General features: G+C 56.0%; 18 protein-coding genes and 1 pseudogene. 12 read left to right on the forward strand and 7 right to left on the reverse strand.

Translation table 11 applies throughout. The annotated features are described in order from the left end of the window. Positions 1-89: 89 nt before the first annotated feature. Positions 90-1,079 (reverse strand): alpha-ketoacid dehydrogenase subunit beta, encoded by a 990-nt coding sequence (locus tag NGM15_RS17100; protein WP_253438722.1) that lies wholly within the window; start codon positions 1,077-1,079, stop codon positions 90-92. Between the two features lie 6 nt (positions 1,080-1,085). Further along, positions 1,086-2,252: a thiamine pyrophosphate-dependent enzyme gene (locus NGM15_RS17105; RefSeq protein WP_253438725.1), complete on the reverse strand. Its 1,167-nt coding sequence runs from the start codon at positions 2,250-2,252 to the stop codon at positions 1,086-1,088. Positions 2,253-2,462: 210 nt separating this feature from the next. On the opposite strand from NGM15_RS17105, the gene NGM15_RS17110 reads away from it, so the two are divergent. Then, the gene (locus NGM15_RS17110; RefSeq protein ID WP_253438728.1) at positions 2,463-2,927 is read left to right on the forward strand and encodes a MaoC/PaaZ C-terminal domain-containing protein; all 465 of its coding nucleotides are present in this window, start codon (positions 2,463-2,465) and stop codon (positions 2,925-2,927) included. 45 nt (positions 2,928-2,972) lie between these two features. On the opposite strand, the gene lpdA is transcribed toward NGM15_RS17110, so the two are convergent. Next, entirely contained in the window at positions 2,973-4,394 is a 1,422-nt protein-coding gene (gene lpdA, locus NGM15_RS17115; protein ID WP_305882012.1) for a dihydrolipoyl dehydrogenase, read from the reverse strand. After that, entirely contained in the window at positions 4,388-6,145 is a 1,758-nt protein-coding gene (locus NGM15_RS17120) for a dihydrolipoamide acetyltransferase family protein (RefSeq protein WP_311136469.1), read from the reverse strand. Before NGM15_RS17120 ends, lpdA begins: the two co-directional genes overlap by 7 nt. Positions 6,146-6,368: 223 nt before the next feature. On the opposite strand from NGM15_RS17120, the gene NGM15_RS17125 reads away from it, so the two are divergent. The 5 genes from NGM15_RS17125 to NGM15_RS17145 all read left to right on the forward strand — a co-directional run bounded on the left by NGM15_RS17125 (position 6,369) and on the right by NGM15_RS17145 (position 11,556). After that, positions 6,369-7,205 (forward strand): ABC transporter permease, encoded by an 837-nt coding sequence (locus tag NGM15_RS17125; RefSeq protein ID WP_253438734.1) that lies wholly within the window; start codon positions 6,369-6,371, stop codon positions 7,203-7,205. Then, positions 7,202-8,002 carry an ABC transporter permease gene (locus NGM15_RS17130; protein WP_253438737.1) on the forward strand — a complete coding sequence of 267 codons (801 nt, stop codon included), beginning with the start codon at positions 7,202-7,204 and terminating at the stop codon, positions 8,000-8,002. The genes NGM15_RS17125 and NGM15_RS17130 overlap by 4 nt, the downstream gene beginning before the upstream one ends. Before the next feature lie 59 nt (positions 8,003-8,061). Further along, entirely contained in the window at positions 8,062-8,850 is a 789-nt protein-coding gene (locus NGM15_RS17135; RefSeq protein WP_253438740.1) for an ABC transporter ATP-binding protein, read from the forward strand. A 330-nt stretch (positions 8,851-9,180) separates the two neighbouring features. Then, on the forward strand, positions 9,181-10,053 hold the full coding sequence (locus NGM15_RS17140) for an ABC transporter substrate-binding protein (RefSeq protein ID WP_253438742.1): 873 nt from the start codon (positions 9,181-9,183) through the stop codon (positions 10,051-10,053). A 180-nt stretch (positions 10,054-10,233) separates the two neighbouring features. Further along, positions 10,234-11,556, forward strand: coding sequence for an SLC13 family permease (locus tag NGM15_RS17145; RefSeq protein WP_253438745.1), 1,323 nt, complete (start codon positions 10,234-10,236; stop codon positions 11,554-11,556). A gap of 17 nt (positions 11,557-11,573) precedes the next feature. Here the strand turns inward: NGM15_RS17145 and NGM15_RS17150 are convergent, their stop codons facing one another. The 3 genes from NGM15_RS17150 to NGM15_RS17160 form a co-directional block, all read right to left on the reverse strand. Continuing rightward, on the reverse strand, positions 11,574-11,966 hold the full coding sequence (locus tag NGM15_RS17150; RefSeq protein ID WP_253438748.1) for a universal stress protein: 393 nt from the start codon (positions 11,964-11,966) through the stop codon (positions 11,574-11,576). Positions 11,967-12,969: 1,003 nt separating this feature from the next. Further along, positions 12,970-14,568 carry an amidase gene (locus NGM15_RS17155; RefSeq protein WP_311136470.1) on the reverse strand — a complete coding sequence of 533 codons (1,599 nt, stop codon included), beginning with the start codon at positions 14,566-14,568 and terminating at the stop codon, positions 12,970-12,972. Between the two features lie 360 nt (positions 14,569-14,928). After that, complete coding sequence (locus tag NGM15_RS17160; RefSeq protein WP_253438751.1) at positions 14,929-16,566, reverse strand: acetate--CoA ligase; 1,638 nt, start codon at positions 16,564-16,566, stop codon at positions 14,929-14,931. A gap of 20 nt (positions 16,567-16,586) precedes the next feature. Here NGM15_RS17160 and NGM15_RS18970 point away from each other — a divergent pair. The 6 genes and pseudogenes from NGM15_RS18970 to NGM15_RS17185 all read left to right on the forward strand — a co-directional run bounded on the left by NGM15_RS18970 (position 16,587) and on the right by NGM15_RS17185 (position 22,292). Continuing rightward, positions 16,587-17,164: pseudogene (locus NGM15_RS18970) on the forward strand (NAD(P)(+) transhydrogenase (Re/Si-specific) subunit beta). 162 nt (positions 17,165-17,326) lie between these two features. After that, positions 17,327-18,184 carry a branched-chain amino acid ABC transporter permease gene (locus NGM15_RS17165; protein WP_253438754.1) on the forward strand — a complete coding sequence of 286 codons (858 nt, stop codon included), beginning with the start codon at positions 17,327-17,329 and terminating at the stop codon, positions 18,182-18,184. Next, entirely contained in the window at positions 18,181-19,221 is a 1,041-nt protein-coding gene (locus tag NGM15_RS17170) for a branched-chain amino acid ABC transporter permease (protein ID WP_253438757.1), read from the forward strand. The genes NGM15_RS17165 and NGM15_RS17170 overlap by 4 nt, the downstream gene beginning before the upstream one ends. 232 nt (positions 19,222-19,453) lie before the next feature. Then, positions 19,454-20,698 (forward strand): ABC transporter substrate-binding protein, encoded by a 1,245-nt coding sequence (locus NGM15_RS17175; protein ID WP_253438760.1) that lies wholly within the window; start codon positions 19,454-19,456, stop codon positions 20,696-20,698. A 176-nt stretch (positions 20,699-20,874) separates the two neighbouring features. Next, complete coding sequence (locus NGM15_RS17180) at positions 20,875-21,597, forward strand: ABC transporter ATP-binding protein (RefSeq protein ID WP_253438762.1); 723 nt, start codon at positions 20,875-20,877, stop codon at positions 21,595-21,597. Beyond that, positions 21,594-22,292 carry an ABC transporter ATP-binding protein gene (locus tag NGM15_RS17185; RefSeq protein WP_253438765.1) on the forward strand — a complete coding sequence of 233 codons (699 nt, stop codon included), beginning with the start codon at positions 21,594-21,596 and terminating at the stop codon, positions 22,290-22,292. The genes NGM15_RS17180 and NGM15_RS17185 overlap by 4 nt, the downstream gene beginning before the upstream one ends. The last annotated feature ends 162 nt before the right edge of the window (positions 22,293-22,454 follow it).

Genomic DNA, 22,454 nt, shown 5'->3' on the forward strand with positions numbered 1-22,454 from the left:
CGATGTGTCCACGCCCCCGTGATGGAAATCAGCCGCCCAGTGGTGATCGAGCCGACGATGAAGGATCAGGGAACGGTCGCTACGAATGCTTAGACGCCACCCTCGAGGTCGAGCGCGCGTTTAATTCCCTCTTCGATGCGCGGTGGGTTCGGAAGGTAGTAGTCCTCCATGCCAAGCATCGGGATGGGGACGTCGAAGCCCGTCACGCGGTGGACCGGAGCTTCCAGGTGCATGAGCGCGTCCTCGTTAATGGTTGCGATGAGTTCAGCGGCGAACCCGCCGGATTTCGGTCCTTCGTGGACCACCACTGCTTTGCCTGTCTTCTTGACGGACTCAATGATCGTCTCCTTGTCGAGCGGTGAGATCGACCGCAGGTCGATAACTTCGGTAGAGACGCCGCGTTCTTCTTCGATGGTTTCAGCCGCCGCGAGCGTGTCGGGCATCGTCGATCCCCACGAGATGACGGTAATGTCCTCGCCTTCTTTTCGGACGGCCGCCTCTCCGAGCGGGACGGTGTACTCCTCGTCAGGAATCTCTTCACGGAACGATCGATAGAGCCGCTTGGGCTCGAGGAACAGCACGGGATCAGGTTCCTCGATTGCTGACAGGAGCATTCCCTTCGTGTCGTGGGGGGTGCTTGGGATGACGACCTGGAGACCTGGGACGTGTGCATAGGCCGCTTCAAGGCTCTCGGAGTGGTGTTCTAGCGCACGGACGCCACCGCCATAGGGCGCACGGATGACCATTGGCGCAGTCATCTCGCCGCGGGTCCGCCAACGAATGCGGCTGGCCATCGACACGAGCTGGTTGAACGTCGGCGGGATGAACCCAGAGAACTGGATTTCCGCGACCGGACGATAGCCGTACATAGCGAGCCCGACGGCAGACCCGGCGATGGCGATTTCAGTAATGGGCGTGTCAAGTACGCGGTCGTCCCCAAATTCGTCTTTAAGTCCCTGCGTAGCGCGGAAAACGCCACCGGTCTCGGCGACGTCCTCCCCGTAGACAACGACACGGTCGTTGCCGGCCATCGCAGTTTGTAGTGCATCGTTGACGGCTTCGACGAGTGTGGCATTCATGGCTGGTCACCCCTTGGGTCGGTGTTCGATGTGGTCATAGGCGTCCGGCCGCTCCTCTAAGAATTGTTCGAACGCCTCGAGTTGTCGTTCCAGCTCGGCGGGCATCTCGTCGTAGAGGTACTTGAACATCTCCTCGACGCCGCCCGAGTCGTACGCGTCGGCTGCTTCCTTCGCCTGGTCGAACTGCTCGTTGGCCTCTTCACGGACGGCTTCCTCGTCGATGTCGTCCCAGAGGCCGAACTCTTTGAGGAACGACTCGAATCGGCTGACGGGCTCTTTTTCTTCCCACTGGGCAACTTCTTCGTCGTCGCGATAGAGCGATGGATCGTCGTTCGTGGTGTGGGCATCAAGACGATAAGACACCGATTCAACGATAGTCGGATTGCCCTTGCTGACGTGTTCACGGGCGGTCCGCACCGCATCGTAAACGGCCAGGATGTCGTTGCCGTCGACGCGGATCCCGTCGAGACCGTAGGCGATGCCCTTCTGGGCGACCGTCTTCGCCCCGGTCTGTTGCTCGAAGGAAGCCGAGATGGAGTAGCCGTTGTTCTGGCAGTAAAACAGGGCTGGCGCGTCGATGACGCTGGCGAAGTTCATACCTGCCTGATACTCGCCGGTACTTGGATGGCCGTCACCGTGGTAGAGTGTCGTAATCGCGTCGCTGTTGTCGAGCGACATGCCCCACGAGAAACCGACGCCGACGGGAATGTGGGTCCCGATGGCGATGGCCGGCGGGAATACCTTGTTCTTCCGCTGTTTGTTGGCGTCCTCTACGCCACGCCAATACAACAACAAATCACGGAGCGGCATTCCCTGAATAAGCAGGGCCGTCGCTTCGCGTCCGTACGGGAACAACCAATCTTGATCCTCGAGCGCGTAGGCACAGCCAGCCATACTGGCTTCCTGGCCACGACCGGAGGCGTAGGTTCCCATCTCGCCACGGCGCTGGAGTTTCACCATCCGGACGTCAATCACTTGCTGAAGGACCATCCAGCGGTACAGTTCTTTCAGTTCTTCGTTGGAGAGCGGTGGGAGTGCATCCGGATCGTAATTGCCTTCATCGTCGACGATCCGGTATCGCTGTGGCGTTTTTTCCGGTTCGCTCAGCGTGCATTCCGCGATGGAGCCGCTTGGTGCCCCGAGTTCCAGGGACTGATCATCTAATTGACTCACATGTGTCACCTAATGTCACCTATACCATCTCTAAGCGCCCTATTGAGAGTTGGGATTATCACCGCCCTCAAATCCGCATGGTTCACTCACTACTCGGTCGGATCGAGGGGAGGTCCACCACCCGAATGGAGAATAGTGACTCGTTCGGACACAGATTTATTGATGTCCGAGCAGTTGGGTCGTCTGTCACACTGAACAGAGTATTACATAATGGAGGAGCACAAGAACCCACACATGGCGAAGATGTACTTCGAGGACTTCGAGGTCGGCCAATCGTATTCGATCGGACCACGAACAGTAACGCAGACCGAAATCGTCGAATTCGCGTCGCAGTACGATCCACAGTCGTTTCACGTTGACGAGGATGCTGCCGAAGACAGTATCTTCGGCGACCTTATCGCAAGCGGATGGCACACCGCGTCCGTGACGATGCGACTCCTCGTCGACGGGTTGTTCAAGGACGTCGTCGTGGTCGGCGCTGTCGGCGTCGACGAACTGCGCTGGCGCAAGCCGGTGTACGGCGGTGACGAACTCAGCATCACGACAACCGTCACCGAGACCGACGACTGGGACGACGACAAGGGCCTCGTTACATTCGACCTGAAAGCGACGAACCAAGACGACGAAACGGTGATGACGCGGACGGACCACGTCCTCATCGACCGCGCATCCTGATCGTCGACATCGAAAAACAACGCTCTTCTTCGTTCTGTGCGTGTCTCAATTCGTCGTGTGGATCGCGCACCCAAGCGCGTTCTCGACGGCTTCCTGGACTGCTTCCGAGAGCGTGGGGTGAGCATGGATCGTCCCGGCCACGTCAGTGAGCGTCGCTCCGAGTTCGACAGCGAGTCCGAGTTCGGCCACGAGTTCCGACGCCTCTGGTGCGACGAGTTGCGCACCCAGGATAGTTTCGTGATCGGCGTCGGCAACGATCCGGACGAACCCATCCGTGTCGTCTAGCGTGAGTGCGCGCCCGCTCGAACGCAGGGGCATTCGGCCGGTGACCGTCTCGAAGCCAGCGTTGGTGGCTTCCTCCTCGGTCATCCCTACAGTCGCGATTTCTGGGTCCGTAAACACGACTGCCGGGATCGCTCGAGCGTCACAGCCCGCGGGTTCGCCGGCGACCACCTCTGCGGCGACGCGGCCCTCGTACATCGCCTGGTGAGCTAGCATGGGTTCGCCCGCAACGTCGCCGATGGCGAAGATGTTGTCGACCGACGTTCGGCACTGCTCGTCAGTCACGATGAAACCGTCTACGTCAGTTTCGACGCCGGCGGCCTCGAGTTCGACGGTGTCGGTCACCGGCTCACGCCCGACTGCTACGAGTACCTCGGTAGCCGGGAGCTCAGCAGCACCCTCAGAATCGGTTTCGGTCTGAACGACAACACCATCCTCGTCGGGTTCGTAGCCCTGGGCGGTACAGTCAAAGTGGAACTCGATGCCCAGACTCTCGGCGCGCTGCTGAACGATACGGCTGACGTCCTGTCCGTATCCTGGAAGCACGTGATCTAGCATCTCGACGACTGTTACGTCGGCGCCCAGTTTCGCGAACGCCGTCGACAACTCCATTCCAATGTAGCCGGCTCCGATGACGACGAGTTCGTCGGGGACGGAGTCCAGTGCCAGCATCTGTTTTGAATCACGAACGTGCGTGTCGCCGAAGGAGAAACCTGGGATCTCGATAGGTCGGCTTCCAGTCGCGACTATAGCGTGGTCGAAGTCGATTGACTCTGAACCCTCGCCTTCGCCCTCGTGAATGAGCCTGGCCGTGGTCTCATCAGCGAAGATGGCTAGTCCCTCCATGAGATGGATGCCGTTCTGTTCACAGAGGGTTTCGACGCCGCCGGTCAGTTGGTCGACGATTCCGTCTTTCCAGTCGACCATCGTGTCAAGGTCAACGTCGATGTCCGCCGAAACGCCGATGTTCTTGGCGGTTCGGGCGTCCTCCGCCACGTTAGCACCTGTGATAAGCGCCTTTGAGGGAATGCAGCCGTGATTCAAACAGGTGCCCCCGACGGCGGTTCGCTCGACGAGCGTCACGTCGAGCCCCTTTTGTGCGGCGCGAATGGCGGCAACGTAGCCGCCAGGACCGGCACCGATGACCAGTACGTCCGTCTTCGTTGAGACGTCTCCCATTACCATAGTAACATCCTCTCTGGATTGCTCAGCGAGCGTTTTACGTCGTTCGTGAACGATGCGGCGATAGCTCCGTCGATAAGTCGGTGATCCACCGACAGAGAAAGAGGGAGCGTCGCCCGGGGCAAGACCTCGTCGTCGACCACGACTGGTCGGTCCTTGATTGTCCCTAACCCGAGGATAGCCGCCTCGGGGTAGTTGATAATCGGTGTCGCGTAATCGCCGCCGATGGCCCCAAAGTTCGTGATAGTGAAAGTCCCGCCTTGCAACTCTTTGGGGCTGATCTCACGGCTCCGTGCACGATGGACGACGTCGTCGATTTCACGAGCAAGTTGGGCCACGCCCTTCTGGTCGACGTCGCGAATAACCGGCACCATCAGTCCGGCCTCGGTCGCAGTCGCCACGCCGATGTTGTAGTAGTGTTTCTGGACGATTTCCTCGTTGTCTTCGTCCAACACAGCGTTCATTTCGGGATGATTCTGCAGCGCCGAAACCACTGACTTCATGACGAACGGGAGGTAAGTGAGCGAAACGTCGTCGTCAACCTCGTCGGCGAGGTCCCGCCGAATCGACGCCAGATTGGACACGTCCACTGAATCGTGATGAGCGACGTGCGGTGCGGTGTACTTCGCTTGCTCCATCCGGTTGCCGATAGTTCGACGAATGCCGCGATATGGGATACGTTCCTCACGCGCTGCGTCGGTGCCTGTATGGGTGGCGCTGGTGCCAGCTGGTGACGAGGGTTGTGACGTTCCGTCGCCGTCGTTGAACGTTTCGACGTCCGCCGGCGTGACGAACGCCTGGCCCTTCCGCTTTTCCGATGCCGGAACCGCATGGATGTCGACGCCGAGTTCCCGAGCCAATTGTCGCGTCGCCGGCGCCGCAAGGGTCTTCTCGCGATTAGCTGTCTCAGTCGGTGTCGTGACGCTTTCGGCCGTGGTGGCTTTTTCACCTGCGCCAGCACCGGCTGTGGACGGTTGTTGCGGTGCCGGTGATCGACTGTCCAATTGAGGAGTCGGGGCCAGTTCGGTCGCTGGGTCCCGTGCAGATACCGCCATCGACTGGGATTCCTGCCCGCCAGCTGCCCGAACATCAGCCTCCGCAACAGGTTTCCCGTCGGCTGCTCCTGGGAGCGCACCGATGGAAACGCCCAGCTCTCTGGCCAGGCGCTTGACCCGTGGTGGTGCAACGACCTGACTCGCCGGGGCAGCTGCTTCTTGATTGTCGATTGTCTGGTCGGCCGCTGTCGACGCATTATCGCTGTCGGTCTCAGCGGACGATGAGTCAGCTTCTGTGTTTGGCTGATCGCTACGTATCGTCTCGTCGGTGCTTGTCAACTTATCGTCCTCTGTGCTGGCATCAGCCTCGTCGACTGCGAAAGTGACGATAGCGCTCCCGACTTCGACGACTTCGCCTTCCTCGGCGTGGAGTGCTTCCACTGTCCCGTCAATGGGTGACGGTACCTCGACGATTGCTTTGTCGGTCTCTACCTCTGCTAGTGGCTGATCTTCGGTAACTTGGTCACCTGGGCCGACCAGCCACCTGACGATTTCACCTTCCGCGATCCCTTCTCCGACGTCAGGGAGTTCGAGTTGTCGTTGCATATCTCTGTATTCGTGTGTTTGGGCTGTCGCTCGATGGACCGCAGTGCTATCTGTCGGCGGACAGTTATTGCTCGCACCTTGTAGCGAGCCCTCGCTTTTACTCCTCAAAGCCCACGAATAAAGCACTTTCGTACCCTTGACATCCGCCGCCACGAACTAATTCAGGGGAATTGAATCCAACCTGGCAAATGCTTTCAGAAAATTTTTATACGCCAGATAGACCATGATTTCCTGTACCATGATATTGGCCGGCCATTCGAACGAGCTCCAATACGTTGCCATGTCGACGTTCTGGTTCATAGTGTTCGGCACGAGCCAGGACGGGAGTGTGGCCTCCAGCGGTTCATCGATCCTCAATGGAGGGGATCGATAAGCCATGCACTCAGCACGAGACCAGGCAACGAGCCCGCAGAACCTGCGGGCCAAACTCCGACGGTTCTACTACCACCACAGGGTTATTCGCTCGTTCACGAAGTTCGTCCCGATCCTCGTCCTCCTCGGGCTCTGGGAAGTCGGGTCCGGTACAGTCGTTACCTCGGACGTGCTTCCCCCGTTCTCTGCGACCGTTCCCGAAATCATCGCACTTACCCAATCACCGGAGTTTTTCACCCATCTGCTGGATACAATATTCCGAGGGCTCGCCGGGCTCTTTATTGCCATCGCCATTGCTGTTCCGACCGGGATGGCGATGGGACGTAGCGAACGCGTTTCCCGAACGCTAAACCCAGTGGTGAGTCTGACTTATCCCCTCCCAAAATCACCGTTGATTCCGCTACTGGTGTTCTGGCTAGGTATGGGGCATCTCTCCCGGATTATGCTTGCAGTTGTGGGCTCACTGTTGCCAATCCTCATCAGCGCGTACAATGGCGCCGAGAACATCCAAAAGGAATTGCTCTGGGTCTCGAAGTCGCTCGGCTTGTCGCCACTCGAGGAGACCTACAAGGTAATGATTCCAGCGGCGTTGCCGACCATTCTCACCGGGGTACGCATTGGGATGATCTTCTCATTCATCATCGTCATCTCTTCTGAGATGATCATGTCGAATACCGGTCTGGGCGTGTTGGTCGTCCAATTCGGACAGTACGGTCAATACGCGAGCGTGTTCGCGACCGTCTTCTGGATTACGGTCCTCGTAGCCGGTCTCGACCGTGTATATCTAGCCGTATCTAACTACCTGCTCCGCTGGAGTGACCAGGAGGTAGGCGGCATATGAGCGGCGGATTGCTGACCAGAAATGCGCCCCACGACGGCTGGCTCCGGGAACGACTCACGGAGTTCCGGCTATACGTGCAACCATTGGTGTTCTTGCTCGTCGTCTGGTGGGCCGTCTCCGGACTGGAACTGGTTCCACGACAGGCACTTCCCACACCGGTCAACGTCGGCGAGGCACTCGTAACGCTCATCACCGAACAGGAACTGCTTGGCGCGATTGGTACGACTATCACCCGGGTCGGCATGGCGTTCTCTATCGCCGTCGTCGTCGGTTTCTGCATCGGGATGGCGATGTCGCAGTTCCGGGTTGTCGAGTGGTTCTTCGACCCGATTATCTCGATTAGCTTTCCAATCCCGAAGGTAACGCTGGTGCCGATCTACGTCCTCTGGTTCGATTTCGGCACGGTATCGACAGTCGCGCTAGCCGCCACGTCCGCGCTGTTCCCCGTCGCCATCGCCACATACAACGGAACGAAGGCGGTCAACCGGGAACTCATCTGGTCCGCTCAGTCGATGGGATTGTCGCGCGTGAAAACGGCCATGAAGGTCGTGCTACCCGCTGCGCTGCCGGACATCCTCAACGGGGTGCAGATCTCCCTGTTCCTCTCGTTCGTAGTCGTGATCGTTGCGGAAATGGTGATGGCCGGCAGCGGTCTCGGCCGTGTCCTGATCGAATCAGTCCGGTTCTTCCAGACGCCGAACGCCATCGCGGTTGTCGTCGCTATCGCGGTATTCGGCCTCCTATTCGACAAGCTTCTCCGGATGGTACGGGCAAGGCTTCTCTGGTGGACAGAGTAACTTAGTCGAACGAAAATTTATTACCGTACGGTTTGCTATCGGGTAACAGAACACACCACATGTCTACAGTCACGCTTGGCGACATCACCCACATCTACAACAACGATGGCCCCGGTGATTCAGTCGTCGCAGTCGAGGACTTTTCGCTGACGGTTGAGCCTGGTGAATTCGTCTCAGTTGTCGGACCGAGTGGCTGTGGCAAGAGTACGCTACTCTATATCGCCGGTGGATTCATCGACCCGACCCATGGAGTTATCGAGGTCGACGGTCAACCGGTGAACGGTCCTGGTACGGATCGGGGCATTATTTTTCAAGAGTACGCACTCTTCCCGTGGATGTCGGTCCTCGAAAACGTCACATTCGGTCTCAAGCACGTCAGCGACGACTCCAGCGAAGAAATCGAAGCGACCGCACGCCGGTTCATCAATCGCGTCGGTCTCGATGGCCACGAGGACAAGTATCCGAAAGAACTCTCGGGCGGGATGAAACAACGCGTCGCCATCGCCCGCACACTCGCGTACGATCCGGACGTTCTCCTCATGGACGAACCGTTCGGTGCACTCGACGATCAGACCCGTGAGATCCTCCAGGACGACCTCCTCGATATCTGTGAGGGGACGAATAAGTCAATCATGTTCATCACACACGACATCGAGGAGGCCGCGTATCTCTCCGACCGTATCGTCGTTATGAGCGCCCATCCAGGCACCAACAAAGAAATCATTGACGTGGACATCGACCGCTCGATCGAACACGACGCCGTGTTCAAGACCGATGCGTTCCTCGAGGCCACCAGCAAAGTACGGTCGTCAGTTCACGAAGAGATGGTCATCGGCGGCCACAACTGACCCACTTTTTGTGCCTCTCCGGCACCGCCTCGGTGTACGAGCCACGCGTTGCGAGGCCAATAAGGCCAATATATAAATTCCAACCCGAGTATATCAGGTATTGATATAAAATGTTATATTTACTGGGGGAGAGGTCAGGTGTGTATGACAGTCCCACATGTGAATGTGGCGGGTAGACGCTCGTTTTTGAAAACAGTCGGTGTAGCGTCAACAGTCGGGTTGGCCGGGTGTATCGGTGGCGACGACGGTGATCTCCCGGTAATTCGGTACGCGGGTATTTCTGGTGCCGAGCTGAATGACTTCGTGTCAATGTTCCATCAGTCATCGCACATGCCGGACAACGTCCTCGAGAACGTCGGGGAGGAATACGAGTTCGAGTTCGTCGATGTCCAGAGCACGCCAGTGGTGATCAATTCACTCGGCAGTGACTCGGCCGACGTGGGCCTCCTGGCGTACTCGTCGCTGGCCAACGCGATCCAGAACGAAATGATTCCCGGCGGACAGAGCGTCATCGCGCCGTTGACGTACGACGGCCCCCGATACGCCGATACGTACAACAGTACCTCAGGTTCGAGTATCACTGATATCAACGGCCTCGATGGTAACACACTGGGCGTCAACGGCGTCGGGTCAGCTATCGACATCGCGGCACGGGTCGTACTGACGCGCAACGATATCGACCTGGACAATGTCGAATTCCGGGAAGTCTCGTTCGGTGCGATGCCGAGTACGCTCTCGGAGGGCCGCGTCGATGTGGGAACCTTCATCCAACCGTTCTTCGAGATGAACAGTGACGACCTGCAAACTGTCTTCGACACGACAGACGCATTCGGTTCGTTCTTGAAGATTTTCGTGACCGCTCGGGACGACTTTATTGACGAGAACGACGACGCAATCCGCGCATTCCTCGGAGACCTCTGGACCGGAATCGAGTGGTGGAAAGACGACGACAACAGCGAGACCCGCCTCGACATCGCTGAAGAAGTCGTCGAACTGCCGCGCGACCTACTCGAAGCGCTCGTCCAGACAGACCGCGGCTACTATCACGGCGAAGATGGGCTAGCGATCGATCCCGAGTGGTTGCAAAAACCCATCGACGGGATGGCTGAAGTAGGGTTCCTGGACGAAGAGATCGACATGTCCGAGTACGTTGACAACTCCTACCTGCCTGAGGAAGCCAACACAGAACCGACGATCGAGTAATCGCAGGCAAGGTCGACTTCGAACGACAGTCGCGCATCACGGTGCGCTGTCTTCAGTTCGGACGCCGGTATCCGATTACAATGAGGGAACCCGCAGTAACCGACGAGACAGATGGTTCAGTGTAACTGGCGAGACGTGTCGCTGTCGTGGCTCGCGGTCCCTGTAGGACTCGGTGGGGCAATGGCGATCCTCTACGGTGCGCCTGTGGACACGTCAACTGCGCAGTTACTCGCCATCACGGTGTTCTGTATCGCATTGTGGATTACAACGCCGATCCCGCCCGCGATGACTGGGTTAGTCTGTATCGGACTCATCGGCGTCGTCTTCTCCCCGGACCTCGCCCTAACAGGGTTTAGTTCTCCGACAGTCTGGCTCGTGATCTTCGGGCTGTTGCTCGGCGAGGCGACGCGCACGAGCGGCCTCGCTCACTGGGGCGGCCAGCAGGTAAAGGCCCTCGCATGGCCTACGGGGACAGCGACGCTTCCAGCACGGCGCGCTTACGGACGGTTACTGGCGGTATCCAGCGGGGCAGCGGTTGTATTCGCCTTTCTCGTTCCGTCGGCGCTCGTTCGAATCCTGACGATGGCTCCCATCCTGGTCACACTCGGGGCGACGTTCGAATCCGAACGCGCTCGTATCGGCATTTTTCTGGCACCGATCATGGCTACCTTTCACGTCGCGCCTGGCATCTACACCGCCGGTCTCCCGAACATCATTACGACGGGCATCGCGGAATCGCTCGGCGTGCCAACGGTCTCCTGGACCGCCTGGACGCTCCAGATGTTCCCTATCATGGGAGCGGGACGCGCTGCCCTTGCGGCGGCGGTTGTCTACATCTTGTTCCGCCCGACGGACTCGCAGTCGGTCGCTGCACCAACCGAGACCGACGACTTGTTGGGCACCGAAAAGCGGATGTTGGCGTTTCTGCTGATCGGTGTCCTCGTTTGGAGTACTGACGTGTTCCACGGCCTCCATCCCTTGTTTGGTGCCCTTGTCGTTGTCCTCCTTGCTTTATTGCCGGGAATCGGCGTCGTGTCGTTCGACGATCTAGCCGATGTGGACTTTTCCATCGTCTTCTTTCTCGGAGCTGTCTTTGCGATCGCGGCGGGACTGACGCAAACGGGGTTCACCGAGACCGCGGCTCGAACGCTGTTAGCGTACGTCCCGACTGATGGGGCACTGTGGCTGGTGCTCGCGTTAATTTTCGCCATCAGCATGGGGCTGACCTTCCTACTCGAAGGACTCGCTGTGACCTCCGTATTGACACCCATCGTCGTATCATACGCCCAGCGTACGGGATTGCCGATCGAGCCGATTCTGATGATCGAATCGGTCGGCGTGAGTACATACTTATTCCCGTATCAGTCGGTCGTTCTCGTCGCGATACTGGGCGAAGACGTCGTCGATGCAGTCACACTCATTCGGACCATGGCCTGGATCTCGGTGTTGTCAATCATCTTGCTCGTCCCGTTGCAGATCGCCCTTTTCACATTGTTATACTGACTGCCGGCCATCAATCTTCACTCTGTCACAACCAGTACCGGATAATCGCTATTGAGAATAACGCGTTGAGTCACGCTTCCGAACAGCGCTTTGCCCGTTGGCGTGCGTTTGCGACCGGCTACGACGATCAAATCGGCCGCTCGCTCAGCTGTCTCTTCGAGGAGAGCCGTCACGGGATTCCCGTCAGCTTCTACAATCGTCGTTTCGATACCCGCGTCTTCCAAAATTTGGGCTGCACGATGTACCGAGGCTACGTTCCTGGCAGACACCGCTGGATCCGCTTTGTCCTCGAAGACGTGCACTAACGTCACGTGAACGGTATCCGGATCCATTGGTATCGCAGCAATCTTCTTTGCTTGAGCTACTCCACGGTTCTCGTTGCTATCGATTCCAGCGATGATTTCGTACACGGTCTCGTCTCTGAGTATAGCCGCTCTCCGAATAAACATTGCTCCGAACAGTCTGCACCCCGAAGGGACGAGCCGGCTCAATTTGTTCACCATGAATGAAAATCACACATTCGTTTTTTATCAGCACTATTCGACCAATAACAGAGATTGTGACCCCAGATACACTATGAAAAACGATGTATCCAATCCGCCTGTGAAGAAAGGTAGTGAAAAGGAGTGGTTCATGTCATTGAATGATTGCTCGTGTTCACTATCGTCAAACTTTATGGCGACTCGATCTCCCAAAATCTGGGTGTCCGGTGACAACCTATTCGTTTGTAAATAACAAGAGTATGTCTGTTATTGTCGGTCCTGTCCTTCGCTGGGCTGGTCCTCTCCTGAGAGAGTAAAATATGGACCCGAGGAGAACGAAGTTACTGCAAGCCGTAACAGAAGAATATTAGAATGCTCGGGCGTTTTCGAGCAAGGTTCGGTTCTCGAAATGCTTCAGGTGATTTTCGCCTTCTCGCCCACCTAGTTCAACGATGGTGAACTCTTGTTCACACACAATTCTTCAAGCAGGGGTGTGATTGGGCAACTGGGGGTAGCGTCACTCCAGCTCAATTGTTTCGTCACTCGAATTTTACCGGACGTGATTCACTCTACTATGGGAGGTTATCAAGGCCAACGTTCGTCAAGATGCATTTGAAGAAATCCTTTGTGATCAGAGGACGCTGCCTGAAAGCGTCGTTTCGGTTATCAAACACACGATCTGCGATACTGTGCGCTCCTGTAGTGAACCGCCTCGGAATCAAGCCCCGAGGCACTCGGCCTGCTTTTCCTGTAGAGTCGAAACACGTACCACCGACGTTTGCACCTATCCGAACATCATACCAATACAGGTTTCGTGCAGCCTTAATAATGTGAGTAGTGTTACCAATCACAAAGGGGAATAATATTATTCTACATGAATGGTCGTCACGGTTCGACCAATATTGTTGAAGTCGAGGACTGACTGACCTCGTCAGCCGTCGAGGTCCACGTCGACCGACTGTTCGAAGGCCTGTGCTGCTCTGAGGACAGTCGCGTCGTCAAAGTGCTCACCGACGAACATGAGCCCGACCGGAAGCCCGTCGTCCGTTCCACAGGGGACTGACACTGCGGGATGGCCGGTCACATCGAACGGAGAACTGTTTTTGGTTCTGACGCCGGTCTGGGCCCGCTCGATTATCTCGTCGGATCTGTGAAGCGGTTCGCCAAGCTCGTACGCGGTTGTCGGCGACGTCGGGAGCGCGAGCACGTCCACGTCCGCGAGCGCCGAGTCGTAGGCGTCGGTGAGTTCGTCGAGGAGGTTTTGTGCCTTCGCATAGAACCGGCTGTGGTGTTCTTCGGCGAGATACTGTCCGAGCAACACGAGGAACTTGTACGTCGGCGGGAAGTCGTTCGCGCGTGCCCGCTTGGCGTTCGCGAACTGCTCAAGGAACTGGGTGTCGTAGAAGCCGTCCACGTAGTGCCCGACACCCTCGTCGCGGTGCAGAGCCGCGATCGATTCCGGTACGATTCCCCGCCAGATGAGCGTGCCCTCCTCGTGCCAGGGGATCGATACGGTCTCCACTGTCGCCCCTTGAGCGGCGAAGGCATCGCAGGCGTCTCGGACTGTCTCGTCGAGCGACGGCTGCTCGCCTACGAACCCTTCTTCGATGACGCCGACGGTGATGTCGTCGGGCTCGCTAGTGAGCGAGTTGGCGTAGTCATGGGTTTGTACGTACTTCTGGCGCGGGTCATCCGAATCATAACCCGCTAGCACGTCTAACGCGAGGGCTGCATCCGCGACGGAGTTGGTGATTGGGCCGATGTGGTCGAAGGTGTACCCCATCCCAAGCGCGCCCGTATACGGGACAAGTCCGTGAGTCGGTTTGTGTCCGACACAACCGCTCCAAGCAGCGGGAACACGGATCGAGCCCGCCTGGTCCGTGCTTAGAGCGATGTCTACACTCCCCTCGACGACGGCGGCCGCCGACCCGCTCGATGATCCTCCTGCGAGGTATTCGGAGTTGCGGGGGTTCAATACCGGGCCGGTCGCGGAGAGTTCGCCGGTACCCGAAACTGCCATGTCGCTCATGTTGGTCTTGCCGACGATGTCCCCGCCGGCGTCAAGCAGGCGTCGAACGGCCGTCGCATCGCGCGCGGGTAGGTAGCCGTCGAACACGTTCGAGCCGCAGGTCATCTCCACGCCACGAACAGCGATATTATCTTTCACCCCGATGTCATAGCCAGACAGGGGACCGTCGTCGGCCCCCTTAACGTAACACCTGGTCACGAAGGCATTGTTCGGGTCCTCGTCGGTATCCGGTCGGTATCCCGGCTCGCGAGTGGTGTGACGCTGTTCCCGTCGGGGTTCCGGAATCGAACCGATTCGCTCGTAGGTGTCGAGCGTGCCGTCGATTAAATTGATGAACGCCTCGACTTCCTGGTCGCTGAGTTCCATCTCATGTGTCGCCGCTAGGTCCCTGAGTTCGCCGGGAGTCGGCGCTCGCAGGGACTGGTGATGTGGCCTGACCATACTCCCAAATTCCGAAGGTATTATAATAAATTTCGGGTCGCAGTGAATATCACCTACCACACACGGGCAGTGCGCTCGAAGCCCTACAACCGTTCGCCTGTCAGGCGTGCAGCCTGGACCGTTCTGCCGTCGACGACCTACCCGTCCCGAGCGTGTCCGTTACCAAAACGCGTTACGAAGCAAACCTGTTCGGCGGCGCACTCGCCAGTGCGGGCGGTGCAGCGCTCTCGGAGTGTTCGCTCAGTGGCTCCCTCTTCGGTGGTCGCTGACGCTATCTGCTCGAATATCTGGACGGCTATCGAATGACTACGGAAGCAGGCGACAGCGGATGACAAACGACTACCGCCGCTCAGAACTGTTCATTGACCCAGAGCACCCCTCCCGTCAAAATTCGTTGCGAGGAGGACCCCCTGGGATCTGTTATTGACGCCCGCGTTCGCGAAGCTTAGCTCGCCGGATCTTGCCGGTTTCCGTCTTGGGAAGTTCGGAGACGTATTCGATTTGTCGCGGGTATTTGTACGGTGCGATGCGGTCTTTTACGAAGTCCTGGAGCGTGTCGGTGAGTTCGTCGCTCGCCTCGACTCCCTCCGAGAGAACGACGAACGCCCTTACAATCTGGCCGCGCTCTTCGTCGGGACTACCGACGACCGCCGACTCGTAGACGGTCTCGTGGTCTTCGAGGACGTTCTCCACTTCGGGACCAGGAACGTTGTAACCGCTCGTAATGATAAGGTCATCCCGGCGGGATTTGTACTCGAAGCGTCCATCCTCCCGGTGGATGAAGATATCTCCCGGTACAGACCAACCATCCCGGACTGTCTCGTTTTGCTTTTCCGGGCGGTCCCAATAGGTGATACCGGTCGGTCCGCGGACTTCCAGCAAGCCAGGTTCGCCGCGGTCAAGCTCCTCACCCGTCTCCGGATCGGCGACGCGACACTCGTATCCTGGGACTGGGAACCCTGTCGCTGTCGGGGAAATCTCGTCGTCGTGTTGGTGGCTGATGAAAATGTGGAGCATCTCGGTGGTTCCAATCCCATCGAGGAGGTCAATCTCGAATAACTCCTTGGCTTGTTCGTACGTGCTCGGTGGAAGCGGTTCGCCGGCGCTGACGCCAATTCGAAGCGACGAGAGGTCATACTCCGAGGTGATCTTCTCTGCCTGTGAGAACAGCTGATTGTACGCCGTCGGAATCGATCCCAGAACCGTAACGCCGTACTCGTCGACCGCTCTTACGAGGTCTTCGGGCTCTGCATCCTCTATCAGGACCGTGCTTGCACCGAACCGCAGCGGGAACGCAACCTCCATCCCGTACCCAAATGTGAACGCGATGGGCGCATTGCTGCAAAAGACATCATCCTGTCTCGGGTCCAGACAGTAGTTAGCGTATCCGTCGGCGATCGCGAGCATCTGCCGGTGAGTGTGTAGCGTCCCCTTCGGTTGCCCTGTCGTTCCGCTCGTGTACGCGAGCATCACGGCATCGTCGCGGGACGTCTCGGCCGTTGACAGCGAGTCAGATTCGTCGGCGATGATTTCCTCGTACCTGTGGTAACCGTGATCACCATCGGTCCGTTCGCTGACGACGATTTCGTCGAGGACTCCCCCCTCTATCTCGTCGGCCTCAAGGACTTCCTCGAGGAGGGTTTCGTCAACGATGGCCAGCCTCGGCTCGGCGTCACTGAGCACATAGGAGATCTCGTTGGCACGGAGAAGTTTCATCGACGGGACCGGTACGGCGCCAATTTTCTGCGCCGCGAGACAAGAGACAACGTATTCTGGCCGGTTCGGGAAGCGGACGAACACTCTCTCGCCTGGTTCGATACCGAGGTTGAGCAGGGCATTGCCGAGCTTATTGACCCGCCGTTTGAGGACTTCGTAAGTGATTTCGTCTCCCTCGAAGTAGATGGCGACGTCATTGCCGCGTCCCGCTTCGACGTGGACATCGGTCATCTCGACCGCTGCATTGATCTGTTTTGGGTAGTGGAGTTCCGGTAGGCCGTTAGATAAGTCCGGCAAGGAATCTACCGATGGGAGCTTCTCGTTCGGGATGTTCTCTTGCATACATCACGACTGTAACGTTAATGGGTGAAAATAGTATCGCCGCACCGACTACGCTTTGCAGTCGAATCACGAGTTCCTCACAGCGAGTTGACGTCGACGTTCGAGAAATACTACTAACAGAGGTCGCCGGTCTCGCTGCCAACCTGGATGTTCACTTCGTGAGGGGGTTGCCCGGTCACATAAACGCGCTACTGGCGGAGGCTGACGTGCCTTACGACAAGATATGCGAACTCGAGGAAGTCAATCCGACGTTATCCCAGACTAACATTGTCATCGTCACGGGCGCACCGGCGTCGTCGACCGGCGCGTCAACGAAGACGGCTCCAGACCCATCGCGGGCATACCAGTCCTGGACGTTACGGACGGCGATACCGTCATCGTCGACAGGCACAGCCTCAATCCAGGCTTCTCAGGTATTCCTAACCCGCTGTTCACAGACGACAAGACGAGACAAGACCGGCGTGTTCTCCGACAATGTGACGAAAACTATGCAGGAATTGGTGAATCAGTACAAAGAGTCTCAGTCTTAGAGGATGTGGGGATAGGCATACATAACTCACATGTAGGGAGTTATGATCGCCTACAATGCCGTTTCTAACACGTGAAATGAGAAGACTTCGGCAATAATATTACAAAAGTTTTGATTTCAAGACCATATCATCGCCAGATTTGAATCTTCATTGTCGTGAGAACCCCAATATTTAATACATCCCACCTAAAAAAGGTCAAAGACGAATCCCAGACAGCATGGGGGTAATTGATGGACATATCAACAATTATAGAGATTACGATAGACGGATTCGCACGCGGAATGCTATATGCATTACTCGGAGCAGGTATTACTCTGGTATTTGGTCTCGGAAGCGTACTCAATCTCTCACTGGGAATGTTCGCTGTCATCGCAGTCGTCGCAGGGGTGGTCGCGCTACCGATCGTTTCACACCCATTACTCGCAGCCCTCGTCGGGGTGGGCGTCGTCGGCGCGATGAGTCTCGTCGTTGACCAAACCCTTCTTACGAGCGTCTACAAGTCCGAAGGCGAGGAACGAATCACACTCGGTATTTTCACGACGCTGGGTCTCGAGATCGCGCTCGCTGGCCTCCTCTATGTCTACTACCCCCAGACGTATGCGATTCCGTATGAGAGTTTTCTAATTCCTATCGAGGGAGTCGCCATCCGGAGTTCGACGCTTCTCGTAATCGCAATTGCAGGCTGTTTACTCGTGTTGCTCTTTCTATTCCTTCGTCGGACCTATCTCGGCAAAGCAACGCGAACCGTGTTTCAGGACGAGACAGGTGCGTTGCTTTGTGGGATCAATCCGAGAGCGATTCGTACGATAATCTTCGTGCTTAGCGCTATCATCGCAGCGATTGCAGGCATTCTCTGGAGTTTGCAATCAACAGTGAACGTCGAGTCGGCCTTCCAGCTCACGATATTCGGCATTCTCGTCTCTATTGTCGGTGGTGTGCGGAATATCAAGGGCACTATCGCCGCTGGAATCTTTCTGGGACTCATCGTCACGTACGCTAACTATCTGATCGGATCGTACTTTTCGATGGTAATACTGTTCTCGGTAGCGGTTGGTGTCCTCGTCGCACGACCGGAGGAGATAGCATGAGTGACCAAACCACGAGAAGCGGAATACTTCCCGACGCAGTCGTAGAGTTCAAAGATATCGCAGTGGTTATCGGTGTTCTCGCCGTATTACCGATTATATTTGACACCACTGGAACGTACCAGTTACGGCTGTTGAATCAGTTCCTGGTCTTTGCAGCCTTCGCTGTCGCACTAAACATTGCATTCGGCCACACGGACCAACTATTCCTGTTCGTCGGCGCTGTCGCCGGGGTCGGTGCGTACACCACAGCGATACTTGCAGACATTCTCGGCTTGACACCGTGGATAACCTTTCCACTCGCGGGTGTCGCAGCCGGCATAATCGGGTTGATTGTGAGCTACGTCGCTGCACGCCGTAAGATGACGGTGATCGTCATTGCCATCCTCACTTTGAGCATCCAGATGGCCATCAGCGAAATTTTCGTCGGAGCAGGTGATATCACTGGCGGGACGACTGGAATGCCCTTCAACGGACTGGAAATTCCAATTCTCGTAGATGCGATTGGAATTAGCCCACAGATGGCGACATATTACTTATTGGCAGCGTTCCTCACAATCGTCTTTCTACTGTACAAGTGGATGATGAACTCAAAGTATGGGTTAGCGTTCAAGGCTATCCGACAAGACGAGATAGCTTCTGAGGCCGTCGGAATTAACGTCATCAAATACAAGGTTGTCGCTGGAGTCACAGCTGCGGTGATTATCGGACTGGTCGGTCCCCTCTACGCACAAACAGAGCGATACATATTCCCAGCAATGTTTTCGTTCCAGGCCGTCGACGTTCTCGTCCTAATCATGTTAGTACTCGGCGGAATCCGAACCTTCTATGGTCCGTTATTCGGCGCTGCGCTTATCATATATATTAATCATTTACTCGAAGATGCCGGCCAGTGGCGAACAGCGGTTCTCGGTGCGCTATTGATCGTGCTGTTCATCTACTTCCGCGAAGGCATGGTTCCAAAGGTAGAGTCATTCTGGGAAACCAAATCGGTACAACGAATTGTGTCAAGTATCAGCAAGCGTTTCCCGAATCAGTAACGCTCTATTTTCCTGGCATTGAAGCGCATCAATACCGGCCAGAAGAGTTGAAACATTTCCCCCGGTGAGATTTTAGCTCGAATATCCCACGAAGCAAAACGGTAGTTTGGCGTTTGAAGCGAAGTAGTAGATAGGTCACCAGAATCACAACCTGCAACGAAAACCCTCGAAATTTTTTTATACCGGATACACAATATGGGAAGTGATGACTCATAGCAAACGGGGTGGTCAGGTGGTTGATAGTGAGACAAAACCGTCGAAGAGAAGGTTCGGTCGACGGCGAATGCTCAATACTCTCGGTGGTTCAAGTGTCGCGATGCTCGCTGGTTGTATCGGTGGTGGGGACGGAGGAGACGATGATACGATCACGATAGGTTCGCTCCAGCCGCTCTCGGGGAACTTCGCGCCATGGGGGAGCGCCCATTCGGCTGGTCTCGAGTTCGCAATCGACGCGGTCAACGAGAACGGTGGGGTTCTCGATCGTGAAGTAGAAATCGTCGAGGCAGATACCGAAAGCAATCCCGGAGAAGGCGATTCGATCTTCAGGCGGTTCGCCGAACAGGAAGGGGCTGTCGCGATGACGGGCCCCGTTTCGAGTGATCTTGGTATCCGGACTGCGCAGACAGCCGAAGAAATGGAAATCCCCATCGTTTTCCACATGGCGGGCACCCACGAGGCTCTCAAAAAGAGTTCTCGATACACGTTCCGCGTTGGAAGCCTGACGGCCATGATGGACATACAAAATCAGGTCGAACTCATCGAAGAGCGTGGGTTTGAGAACGTAGGGGCGATCATGGGCGACTACGCGTGGGGCCAATCAGTCGACGAGCAATTCGAAGAGCGGATACCCGACAGTCTCAATTTCCACAAAACGTTCGCTCCACTGGGTGAGAGTAGTTTCGAGACGTTCATCCGGGACATGCCTGAGGATCTCGAGATGATGATTGCGTCAGGACATCCGCCCGGACAGATTTCGATCCACAACCAATTGCTCGATCTCGGATACGATCCCGAGATAACAACCGGCGCCGGCTATCCCCCGTCGGTTATTCACGGAGGGCTGGGTTCGGGGAAAGCTGAAACCTTCGGCCACATCCATATTGTAGATGTTTATGGGGATGAGTTCCAGGACGTGGCAACGCAGTTCGCCGAACAGCGGGACGAACGGATGGATACTCACGTCGGGCTAGGCTACGTGGCCGGTGAGCTAATAACAACTGCAATCGAGCAGGCCGACTCTACCGATCCGGTCGATATCGCGACAGAGATACGGAATATCGAACTCGAGACCATTCTCGCAGCCCCACTCAAGTACACGGAATGGGGAGAAATCGACGACGTCGTTACGATGTTCAGCACTTTCGAGAGTGAAGCACCCGACTATTATCCAGATGGGGAGTACAAGTTAAATGAGTACCATCGAAGCGAACCCCTGAGTGCTGACATCGTAGAGCCGTACATCGAAGAAGATTGGTGATGAATTTGTCAATAGAACGCAAAGGATTTGCCCTGTGTGGTTCAGTTTAGAAATTTCACAATTGGGGGTCACATATTAGCGTATTTCAATTAATATCACCTAGTACATAAAATTCGAGAACGATACTGGTCTGCGGAGTCGAAAATTATAAACCAAATAAGTTCGATATATGTCGTATGCTTGAAGTCGATGGTTTAAGTAAGTCATTTGGAGGGTTGACTGCGGTTAACGACGTGAGCTTCGATATCGACTCTGGAGAAATAGTCGGATTGATTGGACCGAACGGTGCTGGAAAGACTACTATGTTCAATATGATATCAGGTGTGTACAAACCAAATAGCGGAGAGGTGTATCTCGATTCTGATTCGATTACTGGAAAGCGGCCGAACGAAATTTGTAATCGGGGTGTCGTGCGCACATTCCAAATCGTTCGGACGTTCGACGAATCGACTGTTTTGGAAAACGTATTGACAGGTGCGGTCTTCGGTTCCAATAAATCCCGATCAATGGAGGAAGCCCGTGAAATCGCCCATAAGTACATCTCCTTCGTGGGAATCGATGGAAGAGAGGACACGGAAACCAGTGAACTGACAATTGCCGACCGAAAGCACGTGGAGCTGGCACGGGGATTAGCGTGTGAGCCCAAGTTAATGATGCTTGACGAGATCGGATCCGGATTGACACCCGCAGAACTTAATGAACTCACAGAGACAATCGAACGGATCCGAGATGAACTCGGTGTATCCGTGTTCTGGATAGAACACATCATGGATGCTATATTAGGTAGTACAGACCGTGTCCTCGTTCTCAATGAGGGGCAGTTGATTGCAGAAGGAAAACCAGAAGAGATTAAAAACGACGAGAAAGTCGCGAAAGCGTACCTGGGAGGCACTGCATGATACACATCGACGAAGTCAACGTCTCCTATGGAGACCTTCAAGTACTGTGGGACGTTTCGATGAGGATAACCTCTGAGGATCAGATCGTCGCACTCGTCGGACCAAATGGAGCCGGGAAGACGACCCTGTTGAAAACAATGTCCGGACTTCTGGAGATTGGCAGCGGTTCTATCGAGATGTTTGGTCAAAATATATCAACGCTTAATCCCGACGACATCGTCGATTTAGGCTTCGTTCACGTCTCCGAAGACCGGAATCTGTTTCACGAAATGTCGGTCATTGAAAACCTAGAGATGGGGGCGTATCTTCACCGGGACCAATTCGAGGAAACACTCGACGACGTATTCGAACTTTTCCCGGTTCTCGAAGAGCGCAGTCAACAACAGGCAGGTACTCTGAGTGGTGGCGAACAGCAAATGCTCGCGATAGGTCGCGGTCTGATGGCCCAACCCAAGGTCCTCGCATTAGACGAACTGTCCGTCGGTCTGGCCCCGCAAATTGCCCGTCGGGTGTTCGACAAGGTCGAAGGGATAAGCGAGGACATCACAGTGCTGCTAACCGAGCAACACGTTCACGAAGCGTTGGGTCTCGCCGACCGCGCGTATGTGCTTGAGAACGGTCGCATCGCCGTCGAAGATTCAGCGGAAGAACTACTCAACAGCGACCGCGTGAAGCAATCGTATCTTCGTGAATGAGATGTTACGTCAATCCAAAGAATCCTCTATTCTTATATCAGTGATACAGCACAGTGATGGCATCACACGGATTGGGGACGAAGAGAGTCTAATTCAGAGCAAATAATGGATAAACTGGAAAGCAATCGATGTGAGTTCTTAGCATCGACCGGTATGGATCCT

The organism is Natronosalvus halobius (assembly GCF_024138145.1).
GTDB classification, from domain to species: domain Archaea; phylum Halobacteriota; class Halobacteria; order Halobacteriales; family Natrialbaceae; genus Natronosalvus; species Natronosalvus halobius.

Bases quoted from the DNA above. Each gene is read 5' to 3' on its own strand.
- NGM15_RS17170 (WP_253438757.1), top strand. From the start codon at position 18,181: ATGAGTGACCAAACCACGAGAAGCGGAATACTTCCCGACGCAGTCGTA.
- NGM15_RS17160 (WP_253438751.1), bottom strand. From the start codon at position 16,566: ATGCAAGAGAACATCCCGAACGAGAAGCTCCCATCGGTAGATTCCTTG.
- NGM15_RS17180 (WP_253438762.1), top strand. From the start codon at position 20,875: ATGCTTGAAGTCGATGGTTTAAGTAAGTCATTTGGAGGGTTGACTGCG.
- NGM15_RS17100 (WP_253438722.1), bottom strand. From the start codon at position 1,079: ATGAATGCCACACTCGTCGAAGCCGTCAACGATGCACTACAAACTGCG.
- NGM15_RS17185 (WP_253438765.1), top strand. From the start codon at position 21,594: ATGATACACATCGACGAAGTCAACGTCTCCTATGGAGACCTTCAAGTA.
- NGM15_RS17135 (WP_253438740.1), top strand. From the start codon at position 8,062: ATGTCTACAGTCACGCTTGGCGACATCACCCACATCTACAACAACGAT.
- NGM15_RS17125 (WP_253438734.1), top strand. From the start codon at position 6,369: ATGCACTCAGCACGAGACCAGGCAACGAGCCCGCAGAACCTGCGGGCC.
- NGM15_RS17165 (WP_253438754.1), top strand. From the start codon at position 17,327: ATGGACATATCAACAATTATAGAGATTACGATAGACGGATTCGCACGC.
- NGM15_RS17145 (WP_253438745.1), top strand. From the start codon at position 10,234: ATGGCGATCCTCTACGGTGCGCCTGTGGACACGTCAACTGCGCAGTTA.
- lpdA (WP_305882012.1), bottom strand. From the start codon at position 4,394: ATGGTAATGGGAGACGTCTCAACGAAGACGGACGTACTGGTCATCGGT.
- NGM15_RS17130 (WP_253438737.1), top strand. From the start codon at position 7,202: ATGAGCGGCGGATTGCTGACCAGAAATGCGCCCCACGACGGCTGGCTC.
- NGM15_RS17140 (WP_253438742.1), top strand. From the start codon at position 9,181: ATGCCGGACAACGTCCTCGAGAACGTCGGGGAGGAATACGAGTTCGAG.
- NGM15_RS17110 (WP_253438728.1), top strand. From the start codon at position 2,463: ATGGAGGAGCACAAGAACCCACACATGGCGAAGATGTACTTCGAGGAC.